Below are 20,316 nucleotides of genomic sequence, written 5' to 3' on the forward strand. Positions count from 1 at the left end.
CTAGTACATGAACTTCCAGAGTACACAGGCGCATTAGCGACAGTAGGTGACCAAGCGGCTCCAACAGTAGAGAAACCTGAGTTCAAGGGCGGTGTCAATGCAGTTGAAGCCTTGGTACATGAGCTTCCAGAGTACACAGGCGCATTAGCAACAGTAGGCGACCAAGCGGCTCCAACAGTAGAGAAACCTGAGTTCAAGGGTGGTGTCAATGCAGTGATGGCTCTAGTGCATGAATTGCCAGAATACACAGGCCCGCTAGCAACAGTAGGTGATCAAGCTGCTCCAACAGTAGAGAAACCTGAGTTTAAACTTAGCTCACTTGCTTCAGATGAAGGTAAGGCACCGGCACCGGAACTAAAACAAGAAGTGACGAAGCGAGAAACAGCTGAACAAAGCTTGCCAGCAACAGGTGAGAGTCAATCTGACACAGCCCTCTTCCTAGCAGGAGTTAGCCTAGCTCTATCTGCTCTCTTTGTAGCAAAAACAAAGAAAGACTAGTATTTAGTAAAACCTCTTAACAAGATTACGAAATCCGTTTCCTATCTTTCCCAATGAGGTTTATAGTACAGAAAAAGCCTGAGAAGATGTCTTCTCAGGCTTTTGTTAAGCACATAAATGCAATAGTGCTATGAAAAAATCACCCAGAAAAATCCGGGTGATAAATGTTATGGTTGTGCTGGTTGAGGATTCTGATTTTGGTTCTGGTTTTGTTGACCAGGCGTTGTATTTGGTTGCTGGTTATTGGTATTATTGTTTGCACTATTATTCGTGCTTGGAGTAGTTGAGCTTGACTGTGAAGTTGAACTTTCTGATGTCGAGCTCGAACTTTCTGGTGTTGGGGTCTGTTGCGGAGCAGGAGCAGTCCATGCAGAACGAGCACCGTTTTTAAAGACGAACTCACCACTTCGATAGAGGCCTTCTGGCATAGTCCAGTCGCCAGGGTTGTTATCCTCAGACAGATAAGTCATCATCGAACGGTAAACCTTAGCAGCAACATAGAAGCCATCACCAACGATAGGAGTAAGGCGGTTTGAGTAACCTGTCCACACAGCCATTGAATATTTGCGAGTATAACCAACAAACATTTCGTCTGGAGCTACATAACCAGTATTTTTGATGTAGTTTTCAATTTCATCATCTGTATAGTTTGATGTACCAGTCTTACCAGCTTGAGGTAGCCAAGGGAGATAAGCACCACGACCAGTTCCGTATGCCAAGACAGTCTTCATCATTTCTGTCATCATATAGGCGGTCGTCTCCTTCATGGCACGAGTACCAGGATCAGCGTATTCTTTTGAGCTACCATCGCTAAAGACGATTTTGTTGATATACATTGGTTTATGGTAGATACCACCGTTAGCAAAAGCAGCGTAAGCAGCAGCCATTTTCTCACTACTTGCTCCGTACTTTTTGTTTGACTCAGTCGTATTACTTGAAATCGCGTTGGCATAGTGCATATCTGGATAGTCAATACCGATTCCATTCAGGAAGGTCTTGGCTCTATCCAAACCGACTTTGTTCAAGGTTTCTACGGCTGTAACGTTCCGTGATTGTTGGAGCGCATATTGGATGGTGATATTTCCAAAATAACTTCTATCCCAGTTGTAAACAGGGGTATCTGTTCCAGGATAGTTGTATGGAACATCATGTACAATCGAAGCAGTTGATTCGTAGATGTCATACTCCAGGGCAGGAGCATAGTCTGTGATTGGCTTCATGGTAGAACCCCAGTCACGGTTGGTTTCCACAGCTTGGTTGATTCCGAAGGAAACATTGCTTGATTGGTGACGAGAACCTAACTGAGCAATAACTTTCCCGTTTGTCACATCCACGATTGTTGATGCTACTTGCATTTCATCATCTGGATAGTTGACATACTCGTCGGTATTGTAGATATCCCAGAGATGTTGTTGAACTTTAGGATCAACGTTGGTGTAGACGTCCATACCAGTCGTTAAGAGGTTGTAGCCTGTTTCTTGTTCGACTTGATCGATTACCTCTTTGAGATAGTTGTCCATGTATGGAGGATAACTATTAGCCGATTTTAGACTTTGAAGTCCATCTGTAATCGGAGTATTAATCGCTTTTTCATATTGCTCAGCTGAAATGTAACCTTGCCCCTTCATCTCAGAGAGGACGAGATTACGACGTTCTTGAGCGGCTTCTGGATGCGAGTATGGATCATACTGGTTTGGAGCTTGAGGCATACCAGCAAGGAGAGCTAATTGAGGAATGCTTAAATCTTTGAGATCCTTGCCATAGTAACTTTGGGCAGCAGTCTGCATTCCGTAATTACCGTTTGACATGTAAACCTTGTTGATGTAGTAGGTCAAAATCTCTTGTTTAGTCGCTTTTTGTTCTAGCTGAACGGCTAACCAAGCTTCCTGGGCTTTACGAGAAAGAGTCTGATCAGAAGTTGACGTAGAGAAATAGGTTAACTTGATCAACTGCTGTGTCAAGGTTGAAGCTCCTTGCAGACCTCCACCACCACGAAGGTTTCGGAGGGTAGCACCTAGGATACGGATCGTGTCGATTCCTCGGTGATTAAAGAAGCGATGGTCCTCAATCGAAACAATAGCATTGACCAAATCGGTCGGTATTTCGTTTGCTTGGGCATTGACCCGACGTTCCGATCCAAGATCAGCGATAAGCTCGTCATTGCTATCGTAGATCTTACTTGATGTTGTAGCAACTAGTTTACTTTCAGAAAGTTCTGGAGCCTTGCTAACATAGTAGAGGAAGAGACCTCCACCAAGCATTACAGCTGCGATAAATACAGTTAAGAGACTGATGCTGACATACTTAGCTATTCGCAGAAAAGTTTGTTTGTTCATCTTGTTTTACCACCTAGTAAATGTTCTTTGATAATGTCGAGGTAGGGAATTTGAGGAAAGGCCCCAGGCTCAATCCTATATCCATTTTCTCGAATATATCCAAGTGGCATTGACTTCTGTCCCTTATCTTGATGATAGAAACGGATGAGGTCAATAGCCGGTAATAAGTAGGTTTCTTGCTGAGAAGAAAAGTGAAGGAGTACAAAGCAGATTCCTTGCTGGGCAAGGACTTGTTCCATATGCTGGATCTGATGGAGATGAAAATTCTTCATCGGTATCGCATGTTTTTGCCTGGTTTCCTTTGCTTCAAAGTCGATGTAGTATCCATCATAAACCCCTGAATAATCAGTAGTAGAAGCTTGTCTAAAGTAGGCTTCAACAATCTTGGCACGACTTCGTTGGGGATAGTCGACACGTACGATTTGGACGGGAGTTGGTTTCTTGTGAATAACAGCTAACCCATGCGACAAATAGTAGTCGTTCGTAGCATTGATCATCTTTTCAAAAGACATTCCCCGATTTGCGAAATTTTTAGTTTGTGACAGGGGTGCTTGTCTCTTTTGAGATGAAATTTTATGTGGATAGTTGACCATAATTCTCCTTATTGGTACAATAACATCACTCTATTATATCATAAATTTACAAAGAAAGGGTTAAAAATGACATCAGCCTTGATTTTAGGCTATTCAGCCTTCGACCTTGGTCTCTTTAATGACAAGGATATTCGCGTTGATATTATCAAAACAGCCATTCGGAGAGATCTGGAACGTCTAGCAGAGGATGGGGTGACTTGGCTTGTCTTTACAGGGACTTTGGGCTTTGAGTACTGGGCGCTTCAGGTGGCGAAAGACATGAAAGCAGACTATGGATTTCAACTGGCGACCATTTTTGATTTTGAAACCCATGGCAGTAACTGGAATGAAGCAAATCAAGCGAAATTGAGTGAGTTCAAGCAGGTTGATTTTGTCAAATACGCCTATCCACAATATGAGCACAAGGAACAATTACGTGATTATCAGAAATTTTTGCTGGAAAATACAGATACTTGTTATCTTTTTTACGACGAAGAAAACGAAACCAAGTTACGATATTTTTACCAAATGATGAAAAATCAAGCGGACTATGTTACAAGAAGATTAACATTTGAGGACTTGAATGAAATAGTAGAAAATTTTTCTGAAAAGTAAGCCTTTGACCTTGATTTTTACTTGTCTTTTTTTATATAATAATACTAGTAACCCAGAATGGAGAGAGACATGGCAAGTATTATATTTTCAGCGAAAGATATTTTTGAACAAGAATTTGGACGTGAAGTACGTGGATACAGCAAAGCAGAGGTAGATGAATTCCTAGACGATGTGATTAAGGATTATGAAACCTACGCAGCTTTGGTCAAATCCCTTCGTCAAGAGATTGCTGATTTGAAAGAAGAATTATCTCATAAACCACAGGTAGCGCCAACTCAACCAGACTCTATTGAAGTAACGGCTTCTACTTCAATGACAAACTTTGATATTTTGAAACGCTTAAATCGTCTCGAAAAAGAAGTATTTGGTAAGCAAATCTTAGACAACCAAGATTTATAATTGACTAAGGAATGAGTGCAATTTTTGGATAATCGCGTGAAGAGGTTCTCTTTTCATGAGGAAAGTCCATGCTAGCACAGGCTGTGATGCCTGTAGTGTTTGTGCTAGGCGAATCCATAAGCCTAGGGACGAGAAATCGTTACGGCAGTCGAAATGGCTAAGTCTTCGGATAGGTCAGAATAGGCTTGAAAGTGCCACAGTGACGGAGTCTTTCTGGAAACAGAGAGAGTGGAACGCGGTAAACCCCTCAAGCTAGCAACCCAAATTTTGGTCGGGGCATGGAGTGCACGGAAACGAACGTAGTACTCTGACTGCTAGCAGATTTATGCTGTTAGTGGTAGACAGATGATTATCGAAGGAAGTGGTCCTAGTCACTTCTGGAACAAAACATGGCTTATAGAAAATTGCATATAGGTTGAGGCTGAGAAATCTTTCTCAACCTCATTTTTTAAAGTGAACAAGAGAAAGGTCTTGCAAGACTAGAAATGAAAGAACAATTTAATTTAATCGCAACTGTTGCGGCGGGTCTTGAGGCTGTCGTTGGACGTGAGGTGCGAGACCTTGGTTATGATTGCCAGGTTGAAAATGGGCGTGTCCGCTTCCAAGGAGATGTGAAGGCAATCATCGAGACCAATCTTTGGCTTCGTGCAGCGGATCGCATCAAGATTGTAGTCGGAAGTTTTCCAGCTAAGACCTTTGAAGAGCTTTTTCAAGGTGTTTTTGCTCTAGATTGGGAAAACTATCTCCCGCTAGGAGCACGTTTCCCGATATCAAAGGCAAAATGTGTGAAGTCTAAACTCCACAACGAACCCAGTGTTCAGGCTATTTCTAAGAAGGCTGTTGTAAAGAAATTACAAAAACACTATGCCCGTCCAGAAGGAGTTCCCTTGATGGAAACGGGTCCCGAGTTTAAGATTGAGGTATCTATCCTGAAAGATGTGGCAACTATCATGATTGACACGACAGGCTCCAGTCTCTTTAAACGTGGTTATCGTACGGAAAAGGGTGGAGCGCCCATCAAGGAAAATATGGCAGCGGCCATTTTACAACTATCTAACTGGTATCCAGACAAGCCCTTAATTGATCCGACCTGTGGTTCAGGAACTTTCTGTATCGAGGCGGCTATGATCGCCAGAAAGATGGCACCAGGCCTTCGCCGTTCCTTTGCTTTTGAGGAATGGAACTGGGTCAGCAATCGGTTAATCCAGGAAGTTCGCACAGAGGCGGCCAAGAAAATTGATCGTGAACTTGAGCTGGACATTATGGGCTGTGATATTGATGCTCGCATGGTGGAAATTGCCAAGGCAAATGCTCAAGCAGCAGGCGTTGCAGGTGATATCACCTTTAAGCAAATGCGGGTGCAGGACTTGCGCACAGACAAGATTAATGGCGTTGTCATTTCCAATCCACCATATGGGGAACGCTTGTCTGATGATGCAGGAGTTACCAAGCTCTATGCTGAGATGGGACAGGTCTTTGCACCACTGAAAACGTGGAGTAAGTTTATCCTGACGAGTGACGAAGCTTTTGAAAGCAAGTACGGAAGTCCAGCTGATAAAAAGCGAAAACTCTATAATGGGACCTTAAAAGTGGATTTGTATCAATACTTTGGTCAGCGTGTCAAACGCCAAGAGGTAAAATAGAAAGGTGAACTCATGAGTAAGAAAAGACGTGATCGTCATAAAAAAGGACATCAAGAACCACAATTCGACTTTGACGAAGCAAAAGACTTGACTGTTGGTCAAGTCATTCGTAAGAATGAAGAGGTTGAAGCAGGAGTATTGCCTGAGGACAATATCTTAGACAAATACATCAAACAGCACCGTGAAGAAATCGAAGCCGACAAGTTTGAAACTCGTCAGTTTAAAAAAGAAGAGCTAGCTTCTACTCAAAACCTAGAGGAAATGATCCAAGAAGTTCGTGAATCAAGTGAACCTTCTGATCAGGTAGACGATTCAGACCTGGTTGCTGAGGAATCTATGGAAGAGATAGAAAATGAAGAGACTACTCAGTTTGTTCCACCACTTCAAGATGAAGAAAGTGCTGAAATAGAGCCTCTCGTTTTAACAGAAACAGAGCCCAAGCAAATAAATGAGGAACAAGAAGAGGAGGCCTATACACCTCTATCACGTTCGACTCAAACAGAACCTGAAACAGGATCTAAGAAGAAAGCTGTCATCATCATTGCTTCAGTGGTCGCTGCAATCCTTGTGCTTGCTGGAACATATTATGTCTACCGTCAAGTATCTCGTTCAAACCAAGAGATCCAGTCTTCTCAAGCAGCCTCTTCGGATGATCAAGGGACACAAACAGCTTTGAAAGACTTCAATGATCTCTATGATACTTTCTATACGGATGCTAATAAGACAGCTCTGAAAAACAGCCAGTTTGATAAATTGAGCCAATTGAAAACCTTGCTAGATAAGTTAGAAGGTAGCCGTGATTATACACTAGCTAAGTCAAGATATGATAGCCTAGCAACTCAAATCAAGGCCATTCAAGATGTCAATGCCCTCTTTGAAAGTCCAGCTATTACGGACGGAGTCTTGAATACCAATGCGAAAGCCAAAGCAGACGCTAAATTTACAGAAATCAAGACAGGGAACACAGAACTAGACAAACTCTTGGATAAGGCCATTAGTCTTGGTAAGAGCCAACAAACCAGTGCTTCCACCTCAAGTTCAAGCTCTAGCACGAGTCAAGCTAGCTCAAGTTCAGCTACAGAAAGCAATTCAAGCACTACGACACCTTCTACAAGTACCACGGCACCAGCTAGAGACATGAATGGTGGTCTGTCTGGCGATGGGGTTAATCTTCAAAGAAGTGCTAGTCGTGTACCCTACAACCAATCAGCTGTAGATGATAGCAACAACCCTGCTTGGACATTTGCGGATGGTGTATTGGAACAAGTTCTAGCAACATCACGTGCTCGTGGCTATATCACTGGAAATCAATATATCCTAGAACGTGTCAATATCGTAAACGGAAATGGTTATTACAACCTCTATAAACCAGATGGAACCTATCTCTTCACCCTCAACTGTAAGACAGGTTACTTTGTAGGGAATGGTTCTGGTCACGCAGATGATTTGGACTACTAGGACTCCGTTACAAAATTCTTTCCTTTCATAGGTAAAAATGATAAAATAAAACATATTAAACAAGAGGAGTGTCACATGACAAAAGCTAACTTTGGTGTCGTAGGTATGGCCGTAATGGGTCGTAACCTTGCCCTAAATATCGAATCTCGTGGTTATACAGTTGCCATTTACAACCGTAGTAAAGAAAAAACAGAAGACGTAATTGCTTGCCATCCTGAAAAGAACTTTGTGCCAAGCTATGACGTGGAAAGCTTTGTAAACTCAATCGAAAAACCTCGTCGTATCATGCTGATGGTTCAAGCTGGACCTGGTACAGACGCAACTATCCAAGCTCTTCTTCCCCACCTTGACAAGGGTGATATCTTGATCGATGGAGGAAACACTTTCTACAAAGATACTATCCGTCGTAATGAAGAACTAGCAAACTCAGGTATCAACTTTATCGGTACTGGAGTTTCTGGTGGTGAAAAAGGTGCCCTTGAAGGGCCTTCTATCATGCCTGGTGGACAAAAAGAAGCCTACGAATTGGTTGCTGATGTTCTCGAAGAAATCTCAGCTAAAGCACCAGAAGATGGCAAACCATGTGTGACTTATATCGGCCCTGATGGAGCTGGTCACTATGTGAAAATGGTCCACAACGGTATCGAGTATGGTGACATGCAATTGATCGCAGAAAGCTATGACTTGATGCAACACTTGCTTGGTCTTTCTGCAGAAGACATGGCTGAAATCTTTACTGAGTGGAACAAGGGAGAGTTGGACAGCTACTTGATCGAAATCACAGCTGATATCTTGAGCCGTAAAGACGATGAAGGTCAAGATGGACCAATCGTAGACTACATCCTGGATGCTGCAGGAAACAAAGGAACTGGTAAATGGACTAGCCAATCAGCACTTGACCTTGGTGTGCCATTGTCACTGATTACGGAGTCAGTATTTGCCCGTTACATCTCTACATACAAAGAAGAGCGTGTACATGCTAGCAAGGTTCTTCCAAAACCAGCTACTTTCAAATTTGAAGGAGACAAGGCTGAGTTGATTGAAAAGATCCGTCAGGCCCTTTACTTCTCAAAAATCATCTCATACGCACAAGGTTTCGCCCAATTGCGTGTGGCTTCTAAAGAAAACAACTGGAACTTGCCATTTGCGGACATCGCATCTATCTGGCGTGATGGCTGTATCATCCGTTCTCGTTTCTTGCAAAAGATCACAGATGCCTACAACCGCGATGCTGATCTTGCTAACCTTCTCTTGGATGAGTACTTCTTGGATGTTACTGCTAAGTACCAACAAGCAGTGCGTGATATCGTAGCTCTTGCTGTTCAAGCTGGTGTACCAGTACCAACCTTCTCTGCAGCTATTACTTACTTTGATAGCTACCGTTCAGCTGACCTTCCAGCTAACTTGATCCAAGCGCAACGTGACTACTTTGGTGCCCACACATACCAACGTAAAGACAAAGAAGGAACATTCCACTACTCTTGGTATGACGAAAAATAAGTAGGTCTGCCATGGGGAAACGGATTTTATTACTTGAGAAAGAACGAAATCTCGCTCATTTTCTCAGTCTGGAACTCCAAAAAGAGCAATACCGTGTTGATCTGATCGAGGAGGGACAAAAAGCCCTCTCCATGGCTCTCCAGACAGATTATGACTTGATTTTACTGAATGCTCGTCTGGGGGATATGACTGCCCAGGATTTTGCAGAGAGGCTGAGTCGGACAAAACCTGCCTCAGTGATCATGGTCTTGGACCATCGCGAAGAATTGCAAGACCAGATTGAGACAATCCAGCGCTTCGCCGTTTCTTACATCTATAAGCCAGTGATTATTGATCAGCTGGTGGCTCGTATTTCAGCGATTTTCCGAGGTCGGGACTTCATTGACCAACACTGTAGTCAGATGAAGGTCCCAACGTCTTACCGCAATTTGCGTATGGATGTAGAACATCATACCGTTTATCGTGGCGAGGAGATGATTGCTCTGACGCGCCGTGAGTATGACCTTTTGGCCACTCTCATGGGAAGCAAGAAGGTCTTGACTCGTGAGCAGTTGTTGGAAAGTGTTTGGAAGTACGAAAGTGCGACAGAAACCAATATCGTGGATGTTTATATCCGTTATCTACGTAGCAAGCTTGATGTAAAAGGTCAAAAAAGCTACATTAAAACCGTGCGTGGTGTTGGTTACACCATGCAAGAATAGAAAAGCAGTTGCAGTTTTGTAACTGTTTTTTTTGAGAAATTTCTATATATTGACATACAATAAAGTCTTTGCTACAATCAGTTATGGAGGAAAGATCTAATGAAGAAATTTAAAATAATGATGCAAGTTGGACTCGCAGTCTTTTTCTTTGCTTTGCTAGCGACAAGCACCGTCTTTGCGGATGATACTGATTCAGAAGGCTGGCAATTTGTCCAAGAAAATGGTAGAACCTACTATAAAAAGGGGGACCTCAAAGAAACCTACTGGCGAGTGATTGATGGGAAGTACTATTACTTTGATTCTTTATCTGGAGAGATGGTTGTCGGCTGGCAATATATACCGTTTCCATCTAAAGGTAGTACAATTGGTCCTTACCCAAATGGTATCAGATTAGAAGGTTTTCCAAAGTCAGAGTGGTACTACTTTGACAAAAATGGAGTGCTACAAGAGTTTGTTGGTTGGAAAGCATTAGAAATTAAAACTAAAGACAGTGTTGGAAGAAAGTATGGTGAAAAACGTACAAATCCGGAAGATAAAGAAGAGAAGAGTTTTTACACGAACTATTACTTTAATCAAAATCATTCTTTAAAGACAGGTTGGCTTTATGACCAGTCTAATTGGTATTATCTAGCTAAAACGGAAATTAATGGAGAAAACTATATTGGTGGTGAAAGACGTGCAGGTTGGATAAACGATGGTTCAGCTTGGTACTATCTAGATCCAGAAACTGGTATCATGCAAACTGGTTGGAAGCAAATTGGCAATAAGTGGTACTACCTCCGTTCATCAGGAGCTATGACAACTGGCTGGTATCAGGAAGGCTCAACTTGGTACTATTTAGATGCTGAAAATGGCGATATGAAAACAGGCTGGCAATATCTTGGTAACAAGTGGTACTATCTCCGTTCATCAGGAGCCATGGCAACTGGTTGGGTGAAAGATGGTTCAACTTGGTACTACCTAAATGCAAGTAATGGAGATATGAAGACAGGTTGGACAAAAGTAAATGGAAACTGGTATTATCTCAATTCCTCTGGAGCAATGGTTACAGGTAGCCAAACTATCGATGGTAAAGTTTATAACTTTGCTTCATCTGGTGAGTGGATTTAATGTTGGAGGAGATACAAATGAAGTTTTTGAAAAAAATGATGCAAGTCGCACTAGCAACATTTTTCTTTGGTTTGCTAGCTACTAATACTGTATTTGCGGATACAACAGGTGGCCAATTTGTTGATAAGGATAATAGAAAATATTATGTAAAAGATGATCATAAAGCAATCTATTGGCATAAAATAGACGGTAAAACTTACTATTTTGGTGATAAAGGAGAAATGGTAGTTGGATGGCAATACTTAGAAATTCCTGGAACAGGTTATCGTGATAATTTATTAGATAACCAACCAGTTAATGAAATCGGACTCCAACAAAAATGGTATTATTTTAGCTCAGATGGTGCTTTGCTAGAACAAACAGATAAACAAGTACTAGAGGCAAAAACGTCTGAAAATACAGGAAAAGTATATGGTGAACAATATCCTCCATCTCCTGAAAAGAGAACTTATTATTTTGATAATAACTATGCTGTAAAGACAGGTTGGACTTATGAAGACGGTAATTGGTATTATTTAAATAAGCTAGGAATTTCTGGCGATGATTCTTACAATCCACTACCAATTGGTGAAGTTGCTAAGGGTTGGACTCAAGATTTCCATGTTACTTTTGGTATTGATAGAAGCAAACCTGCTCCGTGGTACTACTTAGATCCAACAACTGGCATCATGCAAACAGGTTGGCAACATCTTGGTAATAAATGGTACTATCTCCGTTCATCAGGAGCCATGGCAACTGGTTGGTATCAGGAAGGCTCAACTTGGTACTATTTAGATGCTGAAAATGGTGATATGAAAACGGGCTGGCAATACCTTGGGAACAAGTGGTACTACCTCCGTTCATCAGGATCTATGGCGACTGGCTGGTATCAGGAAGGCTCGACTTGGTATTATCTAAACGCAAGTAATGGCGATATGAAGACAGGCTGGTTCCAGGTTAATGGCAAATGGTACTACGCTTATAGTTCAGGTGCCTTAGCAGTGAATACGACTGTAGAAGGCTATTCTGTCGACTATAATGGCGAATGGGTTCAATAATGAAAGAGGCGATTGTGAAGGAAACAATCGCTTTTTTTGTGAAAATATAATAAAATAGATAGGAGAAAATACTACTGTATGAAATGAGACGGTCTTTCCGTCTGGTTAAAGGAAAACATGACAAAAAAAGTTGGTGTCGGTCAGGCACATAGTAAGATTATTTTAATAGGAGAGCATGCGGTAGTCTACGGCTATCCTGCCATTTCCCTGCCTCTCTTAGAGGTGAAGGTGACCTGTAAGGTGGTCCCTGCTGAAAGTCCGTGGCGTCTTTATGATGAGGATACCTTGTCCATGGCGGTGTATGCCTCGTTAGAATATTTAGAGATTAAAGAGGCCTGCATTCGCTGTGTGATTGACTCGGCTATCCCTGAAAAACGGGGAATGGGTTCGTCAGCGGCTATCAGCATAGCGGCCATTCGTGCGGTTTTTGACTACTATCAAGCCGACCTGCCTCACGATGTGCTAGAAATCTTGGTCAATAGGGCTGAGATGATTGCCCATATGAATCCAAGTGGTTTGGATGCCAAGACCTGTCTCAGTGACCAACCTATTCGCTTTATCAAGAACGTAGGATTTACAGAGCTTGAGATGGATCTATCTGCCTATTTGGTGATTGCAGATACGGGTGTGTATGGTCACACTCGTGAAGCCATCCAAGTGGTTCAAAGCAAGGGGAAGGATGCCCTACCGTTTTTGCATGCCTTGGGAGAATTGACCCAGCAAGCAGAAGATGCAATTAGACAAAAAGATGCTGAAGGATTGGGACAAATTCTCAGTCCAGCGCATTTACATTTAAAAGAAATTGGTGTTAGTAGCCCTGAGGCAGACTCCCTCGTTGAAACAGCTCTGAGCTACGGAGCTCTAGGCGCCAAGATGAGTGGTGGTGGGCTAGGAGGCTGTATTATCGCCTTGGTAGCCAATCTGGACCAAGCGCAAGAACTAGCAAAACGATTAGAAGAGAAAGGAGCTGTTCAGACATGGATCGAAAGCCTGTAACAGTACGTTCCTACGCAAATATTGCCATTATCAAATACTGGGGAAAGAGGAAAGAAAAAGAGATGGTTCCTGCTACTAGCAGTATCTCTCTGACTTTGGAAAATATGTACACAGAGACGACCTTGTCGCCTCTACCAGCCCATGCGACAGCTGATGCCTTTTATATCAATGGTCAACTCCAAAATGAGGCGGAGCATGCTAAAATGAGCAAAATCATTGACCGTTACCGCCCAGAAGATGAGGGCTTTGTCCGTATTGATACCCAAAACAACATGCCGACTGCGGCTGGCTTGTCCTCTAGTTCTAGTGGTTTGTCCGCCTTGGTCAAGGCTTGTAATGCGTATTTCCAGCTAGGATTGGATAGAAGTCAGTTGGCTCAGGAGGCTAAGTTTGCCTCAGGGTCGTCCTCACGCAGTTTTTATGGGCCGCTAGGAGCTTGGGACAAGGATAGTGGGGAAATCTACCCTGTAGAGACAGACTTGAGACTAGCTATGATCATGTTGGTGCTAGAGGACAAGAAAAAACCAATTTCTAGCCGTGATGGGATGAAACTCTGTGTGGAAACTTCGACGACCTTTGATGACTGGGTGCGTCAATCTGAGAAGGACTATCAGGATATGCTGCTTTATCTCAAGGAAAATGACTTTACCAAAGTTGGGGAATTAACGGAGAAAAATGCCCTAGCCATGCACGCTACGACCAAGACTGCTAGTCCAGCCTTTTCTTATCTAACGGATGCTTCCTATGAAGCCATGGACTTTGTCCGCCAACTTCGCGAGCAAGGAGAGGCCTGCTACTTTACCATGGATGCCGGTCCCAATGTCAAGGTCCTCTGTCAGGAGAAAGATTTGGATCATCTATCTGAAATCTTTGGTCAATGTTATCGCTTGATTGTGTCAAAAACAAAGGATTTGAGCCAAGATGATTGCTGTTAAAACGTGCGGAAAACTCTATTGGGCGGGTGAGTATGCTATTTTAGAGCCAGGACAGTTAGCCTTGATAAAGGCCATCCCCATCTATATGAAGGCTGAGATTGCGTTTTCTGAGAACTATCGTATTTACTCAGATCTGTTTGATTTCGCAGTGGACTTGACGCCAAATCCTGACTACAGCTTGATTCAAGAAACGATTGCTTTAGTGGGAGATTTCCTCGTTTATCGTGGGCAAACCTTGAGACCTTTTTCTTTGGAAATTCGTGGAAAAATGGAACGGGAAGGCAAAAAGTTTGGTCTAGGTTCTAGTGGTAGCGTCGTTGTCTTGGTGATTAAGGCTCTGCTGGCTCTATATGATATTACGGTTGATCAGGATCTCTTGTTCAAGCTGGCTAGCGCGGTCTTACTCAAGCGAGGAGACAATGGTTCTATGGGAGACCTTGCCTGTATTGTGGCAGAGGATTTGGTTCTCTACCAATCTTTTGAACGAAAGAAGGTAGCTGCTTGGTTGCAAGAAGAAAGCTTGGCAACAGTTTTAGAGCGTGACTGGGGCTTTTCCATCTCACAAGTGAAACCAACCCTAGAATGTGATTTCCTAGTGGGATGGACCAAGGAAGTGGCCGTATCAAGTCAAATGGTTCAGCAAATCAAACAAAACATAGACCAGAATTTTTTAAGTTCCTCAAAAGCAACGGTATCTGCTTTGGTAGAAGCCCTGGAGCATGGGAATGCAGAAAAAATTATTGAGCAGCTGGAAACAGCCAGTCAGCTTTTAGAAGGTTTGAGCCCAGATATTTACACACCTTCGTTGAGACAGTTGAAAGAAGCCAGTCAAGATTTGCAGGCTGTTGCCAAGAGTAGTGGCGCTGGTGGTGGTGACTGTGGGATTGCCTTGAGTTTTGATGAGCAATCAACTGAAACCTTAAAAAATCGCTGGGCCAATCTGGAGATTGAGCTCTTATACCAAGAAAGGATAGGACATGACGACAAATCGTAAGGATGAGCATATCCGCTATGCCCTTGAGCAGAAAAGTTCCTATAATAGCTTTGATGAGGTAGAGTTGATTCATTCTTCCCTGCCTCTTTATGACCTGGATGAGATTGATTTGTCTACAGAGTTTGCAGGTCGAAAGTGGTACTTTCCTTTTTATATCAATGCCATGACGGGTGGAAGCGATAAGGGGAGAGAAATCAATCGAAAACTAGCTCAGGTGGCAGAAGCATGTGGAATTTTGTTTGTAACGGGCTCTTATAGTGCAGCCCTCAAAGATCCAACAGATGACTCTTTTTCTGTCAAATCTAGACATCCAAAGCTCCTCCTTGGAACCAATATTGGCTTGGATAAGCCTGTTGAGTTAGGACTTCAGACTGTGCAAGCGATGAATCCTCTTCTTTTGCAAGTGCATGTCAATGTTATGCAGGAATTACTCATGCCTGAGGGAGAAAGGAAGTTCAGAAGCTGGCAATCGCATCTGGCAGACTACAGCAAGCAAATCCCCGTTCCTATTGTCCTAAAGGAAGTGGGCTTTGGAATGGATGTGAAGACCATCGAGAGAGCTTATGAACTGGGCGTTCGAACGGTTGACCTGTCAGGTCGTGGTGGTACCAGCTTTGCCTATATCGAAAACCGTCGCAGTGGTCAGCGTGATTATCTCAATCAATGGGGTCAGTCTACTATGCAAGCCCTCCTCAATGCTCAAGACTGGAAAGACAAGGTCGAACTTTTGGTTAGCGGAGGGGTTCGAAATCCTCTTGATATGATTAAGTGCCTGGTCTTTGGAGCCAAGGCTGTGGGACTGTCACGTACCGTTCTGGAATTGGTTGAAACCCACTCGGTCGAGGAAGTGATTAGCATTGTCCAAGGCTGGAAAGAAGATCTGCGTTTGATCATGTGTGCCCTTAATTGTGCCACCATAGCGGATCTGCAAAACGTAGACTATATTCTTTATGATAAACTAAAAGAATCTAGAGATCAGATCTAAAGAGGTCGGGACAAGAATCCCGCCCTTTTTTGTAGCCTTTTGTCAACTGTGGTGGGCTGAAAGAAGCTAGCTTGTAGGAGCGATTTCTGTCTCATCGCCTTTTTCCATCCTCAGACCGAGGTGACTTTTTTGAATTGTGATAAAATAGAAAAGAGAGGATGCAGCTATGAAAAAATTTCAAATCTTTTTATTTATCGAATCCTGTTTATTGACGGGAGCTCTGATTTTGATGGTATCAGAGCATTTTTCGCGTTTTTTGCTGATTCTATTCCTCTTTTTGCTTTTGCTTCGTTATTATACAGGTAAAGAAGGCAATAATGTTTTCCTCCTTGTGGCAACCATTCTTTTCTTTTTCATCGTCATGCTCAATCCCTTTGTGATTTTAGCTATCTTTGTGGCAGTTATCTATAGTCTCTTTCTTCTTTATCCAATGATGAATCAAGAAAGAGAGGAGACGGATTTGGTCTTTGAAGAGGTGGTAACGGTTAAAAATGAACACAATCCTTGGTTTGGCAATCTCCATCATTTCTCTAGTCACCAGACCTGCCAATTTGACGATATCAACCTCTTTCGCCTCATGGGCAAGGACAACATTCATTTGGAAAGAGTTATTCTAACCAATCATGACAATGTCATTATCCTTAGAAAGATGGTGGGAACGACTAGAATTATCGTACCCGTAGATGTGGAAATCAGCCTCAGTGTTAACTGTCTTTATGGAGATCTAACTTTCCTCAATCAACCCAAGCGAGCCCTTCGCAATGAACACTATCATCAGGAAACCAGAGACTATCTCAAGAGTAACAAGAGCGTCAAGATTTTCCTAACTACTATGGTTGGCGATGTGGAGGTGGTCAGAGGATGAAAAAGAAATCTTATCTGTTAATCGGCCTGACTTCTTTCCTCTTTATCCTCTTTTTGGCCAATAGTCTGCTTGATATTTTAAATCTTGATTGGTCCTATTTGCTAAAAGATATCGAAAAAATGGAAAAGTTAGTCTTTTTGGTACTTGTATTTAGCCTCTCCATGACCTTCTTTTTTGTCTTTTTTTGGCGCGTGATGGAAGAAATTTCTCGCAGAAAAATGCAGGTCAATCTCAAGCGACTACTAGCAGGAAAAGAGGTAGTTTCCTTTTCAGATCCAGACTTGGATGCCAGCTTCAAGTCCTTGTCTGGCAAGCTCAACCTCTTGACTGAGGCTGTTCAAAAGGTTGAAAATCAAAGCCTGGTCAAGGAAGAAGCAATCATCGAGAAAGAACGGAAGCGGATAGCACGTGACTTGCACGATACGGTTAGTCAGGAGTTGTTTGCGGCCCATATGATTTTATCAGGTGTCAGTCAGCAGGCTTTGAAGCTGGATAGAGAAAAGATGCAGACCCAGTTGCAAAGTGTTGCAGCTATCCTTGAAACAGCCCAGAAAGATTTGCGGGTCTTGCTCCTACATTTGCGACCTGTTGAGTTGGAAGAGAAGAGTTTGATTGAGGGGATTCAAATCCTCTTAAAAGAGCTTGAGGACAAGAGTGATCTCAAGGTAAGCCTCAAGCAAAATGTGTCTAAATTGCCCAAGAAGATTGAAGAACATATCTTCCGTATTTTGCAGGAGTTGATCAGCAATACCCTCCGACATGCTCAGGCATCTTGTCTAGATGTCTACCTTTATCAGACAGATGTTGAAGTGCAGCTGAAGGTGGTGGATAATGGGATTGGTTTCCAGTTAGGGAGTTTAGACGACTTGAGTTATGGACTGCGAAATATCAAGGAGCGGGTCGAAGATATGGCAGGAACGGTTCAACTTTTGACAGCTCCAAAGCAAGGACTGGCGGTTGATATCCGTATTCCCCTGCTAGATAAGGAATCATAAAGGAGTAGAGATGAAACTTTTACTGGTAGATGACCATGAAATGGTTCGATTGGGCTTGAAAAGCTATTTTGATCTCCAAGACGATGTGGAAGTTGTGGGCGAGGCTGCCAATGGGGCTCAAGGTATTGACTTGGCCTTGAAACTGCGTCCAGATGTCATTGTCATGGATATCGTCATGCCTGAGATGAATGGGATTGACGCGACCTTAGCCATCCTCAAAGAATGGCCTGAAGCCAAGATTTTGATTGTAACTTCTTACTTGGACAATGAAAAAATTATGCCGGTCTTGAATGCGGGTGCCAAAGGCTATATGCTTAAGACTTCAAGTGCAGATGAATTGCTCCATGCTGTTCGTAAGGTGGCTGCTGGAGAGCTTGCTATTGAACAAGAGGTCAGCAAGAAGGTCGAATACCACCGCAATCATATGGAACTTCATGAGGAGCTGACTGCGCGTGAGCGAGACGTACTTCAACTCATCGCCAAGGGCTACGAAAATCAGCGCATTGCAGATGAACTCTTCATCTCTCTCAAGACAGTCAAGACCCATGTGTCCAACATCCTAGCCAAACTTGAGGTCAGTGATCGCACCCAGGCTGCGGTCTATGCCTTTCAGCACCACTTGGTCGGGCAGGAGGACTTTTAGATGAGTCTTGCAGATTTACTTGTGGAGCTAGGAGCGGGAAAAGACCCTGATAAAGCAGGCCCTATGGAAGCCTATATGCGCCATCAATTTCCCTTTCTAGGTATTGCAGGTCCTGAAAGAAACGCCCTCTATAAAAAGTATTTTCCAAGCGCGAAAAAAACAAGAATTATCGATTGGGATTTTGTAGACACTTGCTGGGAAAAGGAGCCTAGAGAATACCAATATGTGGTTGCCAACTATTTGAAAGCCATGCAGTCTTATCTAACGAAGGATGATTTGCCTAAGCTTGAGCGTCTGGTCGTGACCAAGTCCTGGTGGGATACGGTAGATATCCTAGATCGAGTAGTAGGAAGTTTGGTGGCTAACCATCCGGAACTTGAAGAAGTGCTTTTAAAATGGAGCCTCTCAGACAATATCTGGTTGAGGCGAGTCGCTATTGACCACCAGTTGTTAAGGAAAGAAAAAACAAATGTCCAACTGATGGAAAAGATCCTGGTCAACAATCTGGACCAGACAGAATTTTTTATCAACAAAGCCATCGGCTGGGCTCTAAGAGACTACTCTAAAACCAATCCTGAATGGGTAGCACGTTTTATTGAAAAAAATAAGAAAAGAATGGCTGAACTTAGTATCAAGGAAGCGAGCAAGTACCTCTAGCACTATTGAAAAGCGCATTCATTACTTGAAAAAAGTCGCTATTATATGGTATAATGGACTGTATTAAAAATTTTAAGGAGAAATGACAGAATGTCTGTATCATTTGAAAACAAAGAAACAAACCGTGGTGTCTTGACTTTCACAATCTCTCAAGACCAAATCAAACCAGAATTGGACCGTGTATTTAACTCAGTAAAGAAAACTCTTAACGTTCCTGGTTTCCGTAAAGGTCACCTTCCACGCCCTATCTTCGACCAAAAATTTGGTGAAGAAGCTCTTTATCAAGATGCAATGAACGCTCTTTTGCCAAACGCTTATGAAGCTGCAGTAAAAGAAGCTGGTCTTGAAGTTGTTGCGCAACCAAAAATCGATGTGACTTCAATGGAAAAAGGTCAAGACTGGGTTATCACAGCTGAAGTCGTGATAAAACCTGAAGTAAAATTGGGCGACTACAAAAACCTTGAAGTATCAGTAGATGTAGAAAAAGAAGTGACAGACGCTGACGTTGAAGAACGTATCGAACGCGAACGCAACAACTTGGCTGAATTGGTTATCAAAGAAGGCGCTGCTGAAAATGGCGACACTGTTGTCATCGACTTCGTTGGTTCTATCGACGGTGTTGAATTTGACGGTGGAAAAGGTGAAAACTTCTCACTTGGACTTGGAACAGGTCAATTTATCCCAGGTTTTGAAGACCAATTGGTAGGACACTCAGCTGGCGAAACTGTTGATGTTGTTGTAACATTCCCAGAAGACTACCAAGCAGAAGACCTTGCAGGTAAAGAAGCTAAATTCGTAACAACTATCCACGAAGTAAAAGCTAAAGAAGTTCCAGCTCTTGATGATGAACTTGCAAAAGATATCGACGAAGAAGTGGAAACTCTTGACGAATTGAAAGAAAAATACCGCAAAGAATTGACTGTTGCGAAAGAAGAAGCTTACAAAGATGCCGTTGAAGGTGCAGCAATCGATAAAGCTGTAGAAAACGCTGAAATCGTAGAACTTCCAGAAGAAATGATCCACGAAGAAGTTCACCGTTCAGTAAATGAATTCCTTGGAAACTTGCAACGTCAAGGGATCAACCCTGACATGTACTTCCAAATCACAGGAACTACTCAAGAAGACCTTCACAAACAATACGAAGCAGAAGCTGAGTCACGTACGAAGACTAACCTTGTTATCGAAGCAGTTGCCAAAGCTGAAGGATTTGACGCTTCAGAAGAAGAAATCCAAAAAGAAATTGAGCAATTGGCAGCAGACTACAACATGGAAGTGGCCCAAGTTCAAAACTTGCTTTCAGCTGACATGTTGAAACACGATATCACTATCAAAAAAGCTGTTGAATTGATTACAAGCACAGCAACAGTAAAATAATTT

Annotated in this window: 20 protein-coding genes and 1 other RNA gene; 19 read left to right on the forward strand and 2 right to left on the reverse strand. The window is 42.7% G+C overall.

Annotated features, from left to right (window positions below):
• The coding region (locus A0739_RS05580; protein WP_155718970.1) for an SIALI-17 repeat-containing surface protein at positions 1 to 498 on the forward strand (498 nt) is incomplete at its 5' end.
• A gap of 167 nt (positions 499 to 665) precedes the next feature.
• Here the strand turns inward: A0739_RS05580 and pbp1a are convergent.
• A complete protein-coding gene (gene pbp1a / locus A0739_RS05585; RefSeq protein WP_061587339.1) occupies positions 666 to 2,834 on the reverse strand; it encodes a penicillin-binding protein PBP1A in 2,169 nt (722 codons plus the stop codon).
• A complete protein-coding gene (recU, locus tag A0739_RS05590; RefSeq protein ID WP_061587340.1) occupies positions 2,831 to 3,427 on the reverse strand; it encodes a Holliday junction resolvase RecU in 597 nt (198 codons plus the stop codon). Before recU ends, pbp1a begins: the two co-directional genes overlap by 4 nt.
• A 66-nt stretch (positions 3,428 to 3,493) precedes the next feature.
• Here recU and A0739_RS05595 point away from each other — a divergent pair, with 66 nt between their 5' ends.
• From A0739_RS05595 to tig, 18 genes are all read left to right on the forward strand, one after another.
• The gene (locus A0739_RS05595) at positions 3,494 to 4,021 is read left to right on the forward strand and encodes an SLOG family protein (protein ID WP_061587341.1); all 528 of its coding nucleotides are present in this window, start codon (positions 3,494 to 3,496) and stop codon (positions 4,019 to 4,021) included.
• A 69-nt stretch (positions 4,022 to 4,090) separates the two neighbouring features.
• On the forward strand, positions 4,091 to 4,420 hold the full coding sequence (gene gpsB / locus A0739_RS05600; protein WP_000146523.1) for a cell division regulator GpsB: 330 nt from the start codon (positions 4,091 to 4,093) through the stop codon (positions 4,418 to 4,420).
• A 20-nt stretch (positions 4,421 to 4,440) separates the two neighbouring features.
• An RNA gene (gene rnpB, locus A0739_RS05605) (RNase P RNA component class B) lies at positions 4,441 to 4,822 on the forward strand.
• Between the two features lie 83 nt (positions 4,823 to 4,905).
• Positions 4,906 to 6,063 carry a THUMP domain-containing class I SAM-dependent RNA methyltransferase gene (locus A0739_RS05610; RefSeq protein WP_061587342.1) on the forward strand — a complete coding sequence of 386 codons (1,158 nt, stop codon included), beginning with the start codon at positions 4,906 to 4,908 and terminating at the stop codon, positions 6,061 to 6,063.
• Between the two features lie 12 nt (positions 6,064 to 6,075).
• Positions 6,076 to 7,521, forward strand: a complete 1,446-nt coding sequence (gene mapZ / locus A0739_RS05615) for a cell division site-positioning protein MapZ (protein ID WP_061587343.1) — start codon at positions 6,076 to 6,078, stop codon at positions 7,519 to 7,521.
• Positions 7,522 to 7,596: 75 nt separating this feature from the next.
• Positions 7,597 to 9,021 carry an NADP-dependent phosphogluconate dehydrogenase gene (gndA, locus tag A0739_RS05620; protein ID WP_061587344.1) on the forward strand — a complete coding sequence of 475 codons (1,425 nt, stop codon included), beginning with the start codon at positions 7,597 to 7,599 and terminating at the stop codon, positions 9,019 to 9,021.
• Positions 9,022 to 9,032: 11 nt separating this feature from the next.
• On the forward strand, positions 9,033 to 9,722 hold the full coding sequence (locus tag A0739_RS05625; protein WP_061587345.1) for a response regulator transcription factor: 690 nt from the start codon (positions 9,033 to 9,035) through the stop codon (positions 9,720 to 9,722).
• 99 nt (positions 9,723 to 9,821) lie between these two features.
• Positions 9,822 to 10,832 (forward strand): choline-binding protein CbpJ, encoded by a 1,011-nt coding sequence (cbpJ, locus tag A0739_RS05630; protein WP_061587346.1) that lies wholly within the window; start codon positions 9,822 to 9,824, stop codon positions 10,830 to 10,832.
• Between the two features lie 17 nt (positions 10,833 to 10,849).
• A complete protein-coding gene (cbpC, locus tag A0739_RS05635) occupies positions 10,850 to 11,869 on the forward strand; it encodes a choline-binding protein CbpC (RefSeq protein WP_061587347.1) in 1,020 nt (339 codons plus the stop codon).
• A gap of 117 nt (positions 11,870 to 11,986) precedes the next feature.
• Entirely contained in the window at positions 11,987 to 12,865 is an 879-nt protein-coding gene (gene mvk, locus A0739_RS05640; protein ID WP_061587348.1) for a mevalonate kinase, read from the forward strand.
• Positions 12,847 to 13,800: a diphosphomevalonate decarboxylase gene (gene mvaD / locus A0739_RS05645; RefSeq protein ID WP_061587349.1), complete on the forward strand. Its 954-nt coding sequence runs from the start codon at positions 12,847 to 12,849 to the stop codon at positions 13,798 to 13,800. Before mvk ends, mvaD begins: the two co-directional genes overlap by 19 nt.
• The gene (locus tag A0739_RS05650; protein WP_061587350.1) at positions 13,787 to 14,794 is read left to right on the forward strand and encodes a phosphomevalonate kinase; all 1,008 of its coding nucleotides are present in this window, start codon (positions 13,787 to 13,789) and stop codon (positions 14,792 to 14,794) included. The genes mvaD and A0739_RS05650 overlap by 14 nt, the downstream gene beginning before the upstream one ends.
• Positions 14,778 to 15,779 (forward strand): type 2 isopentenyl-diphosphate Delta-isomerase, encoded by a 1,002-nt coding sequence (gene fni / locus A0739_RS05655; protein WP_061587351.1) that lies wholly within the window; start codon positions 14,778 to 14,780, stop codon positions 15,777 to 15,779. Before A0739_RS05650 ends, fni begins: the two co-directional genes overlap by 17 nt.
• 166 nt (positions 15,780 to 15,945) lie before the next feature.
• Positions 15,946 to 16,644, forward strand: coding sequence for a cell wall-active antibiotics response protein LiaF (gene liaF / locus A0739_RS05660; protein ID WP_061587352.1), 699 nt, complete (start codon positions 15,946 to 15,948; stop codon positions 16,642 to 16,644).
• Entirely contained in the window at positions 16,641 to 17,639 is a 999-nt protein-coding gene (locus A0739_RS05665) for an envelope stress sensor histidine kinase LiaS (RefSeq protein ID WP_061587353.1), read from the forward strand. Before liaF ends, A0739_RS05665 begins: the two co-directional genes overlap by 4 nt.
• A 10-nt stretch (positions 17,640 to 17,649) precedes the next feature.
• Positions 17,650 to 18,282 carry a response regulator transcription factor gene (locus A0739_RS05670; protein ID WP_061587354.1) on the forward strand — a complete coding sequence of 211 codons (633 nt, stop codon included), beginning with the start codon at positions 17,650 to 17,652 and terminating at the stop codon, positions 18,280 to 18,282.
• Entirely contained in the window at positions 18,283 to 18,939 is a 657-nt protein-coding gene (locus A0739_RS05675; RefSeq protein WP_061587355.1) for a DNA alkylation repair protein, read from the forward strand.
• Between the two features lie 90 nt (positions 18,940 to 19,029).
• On the forward strand, positions 19,030 to 20,313 hold the full coding sequence (gene tig, locus A0739_RS05680) for a trigger factor (RefSeq protein ID WP_061587356.1): 1,284 nt from the start codon (positions 19,030 to 19,032) through the stop codon (positions 20,311 to 20,313).
• The last annotated feature ends 3 nt before the right edge of the window (positions 20,314 to 20,316 follow it).

The organism is Streptococcus oralis (genome assembly GCF_001588645.1).
GTDB classification, from domain to species: domain Bacteria; phylum Bacillota; class Bacilli; order Lactobacillales; family Streptococcaceae; genus Streptococcus; species Streptococcus oralis_AB.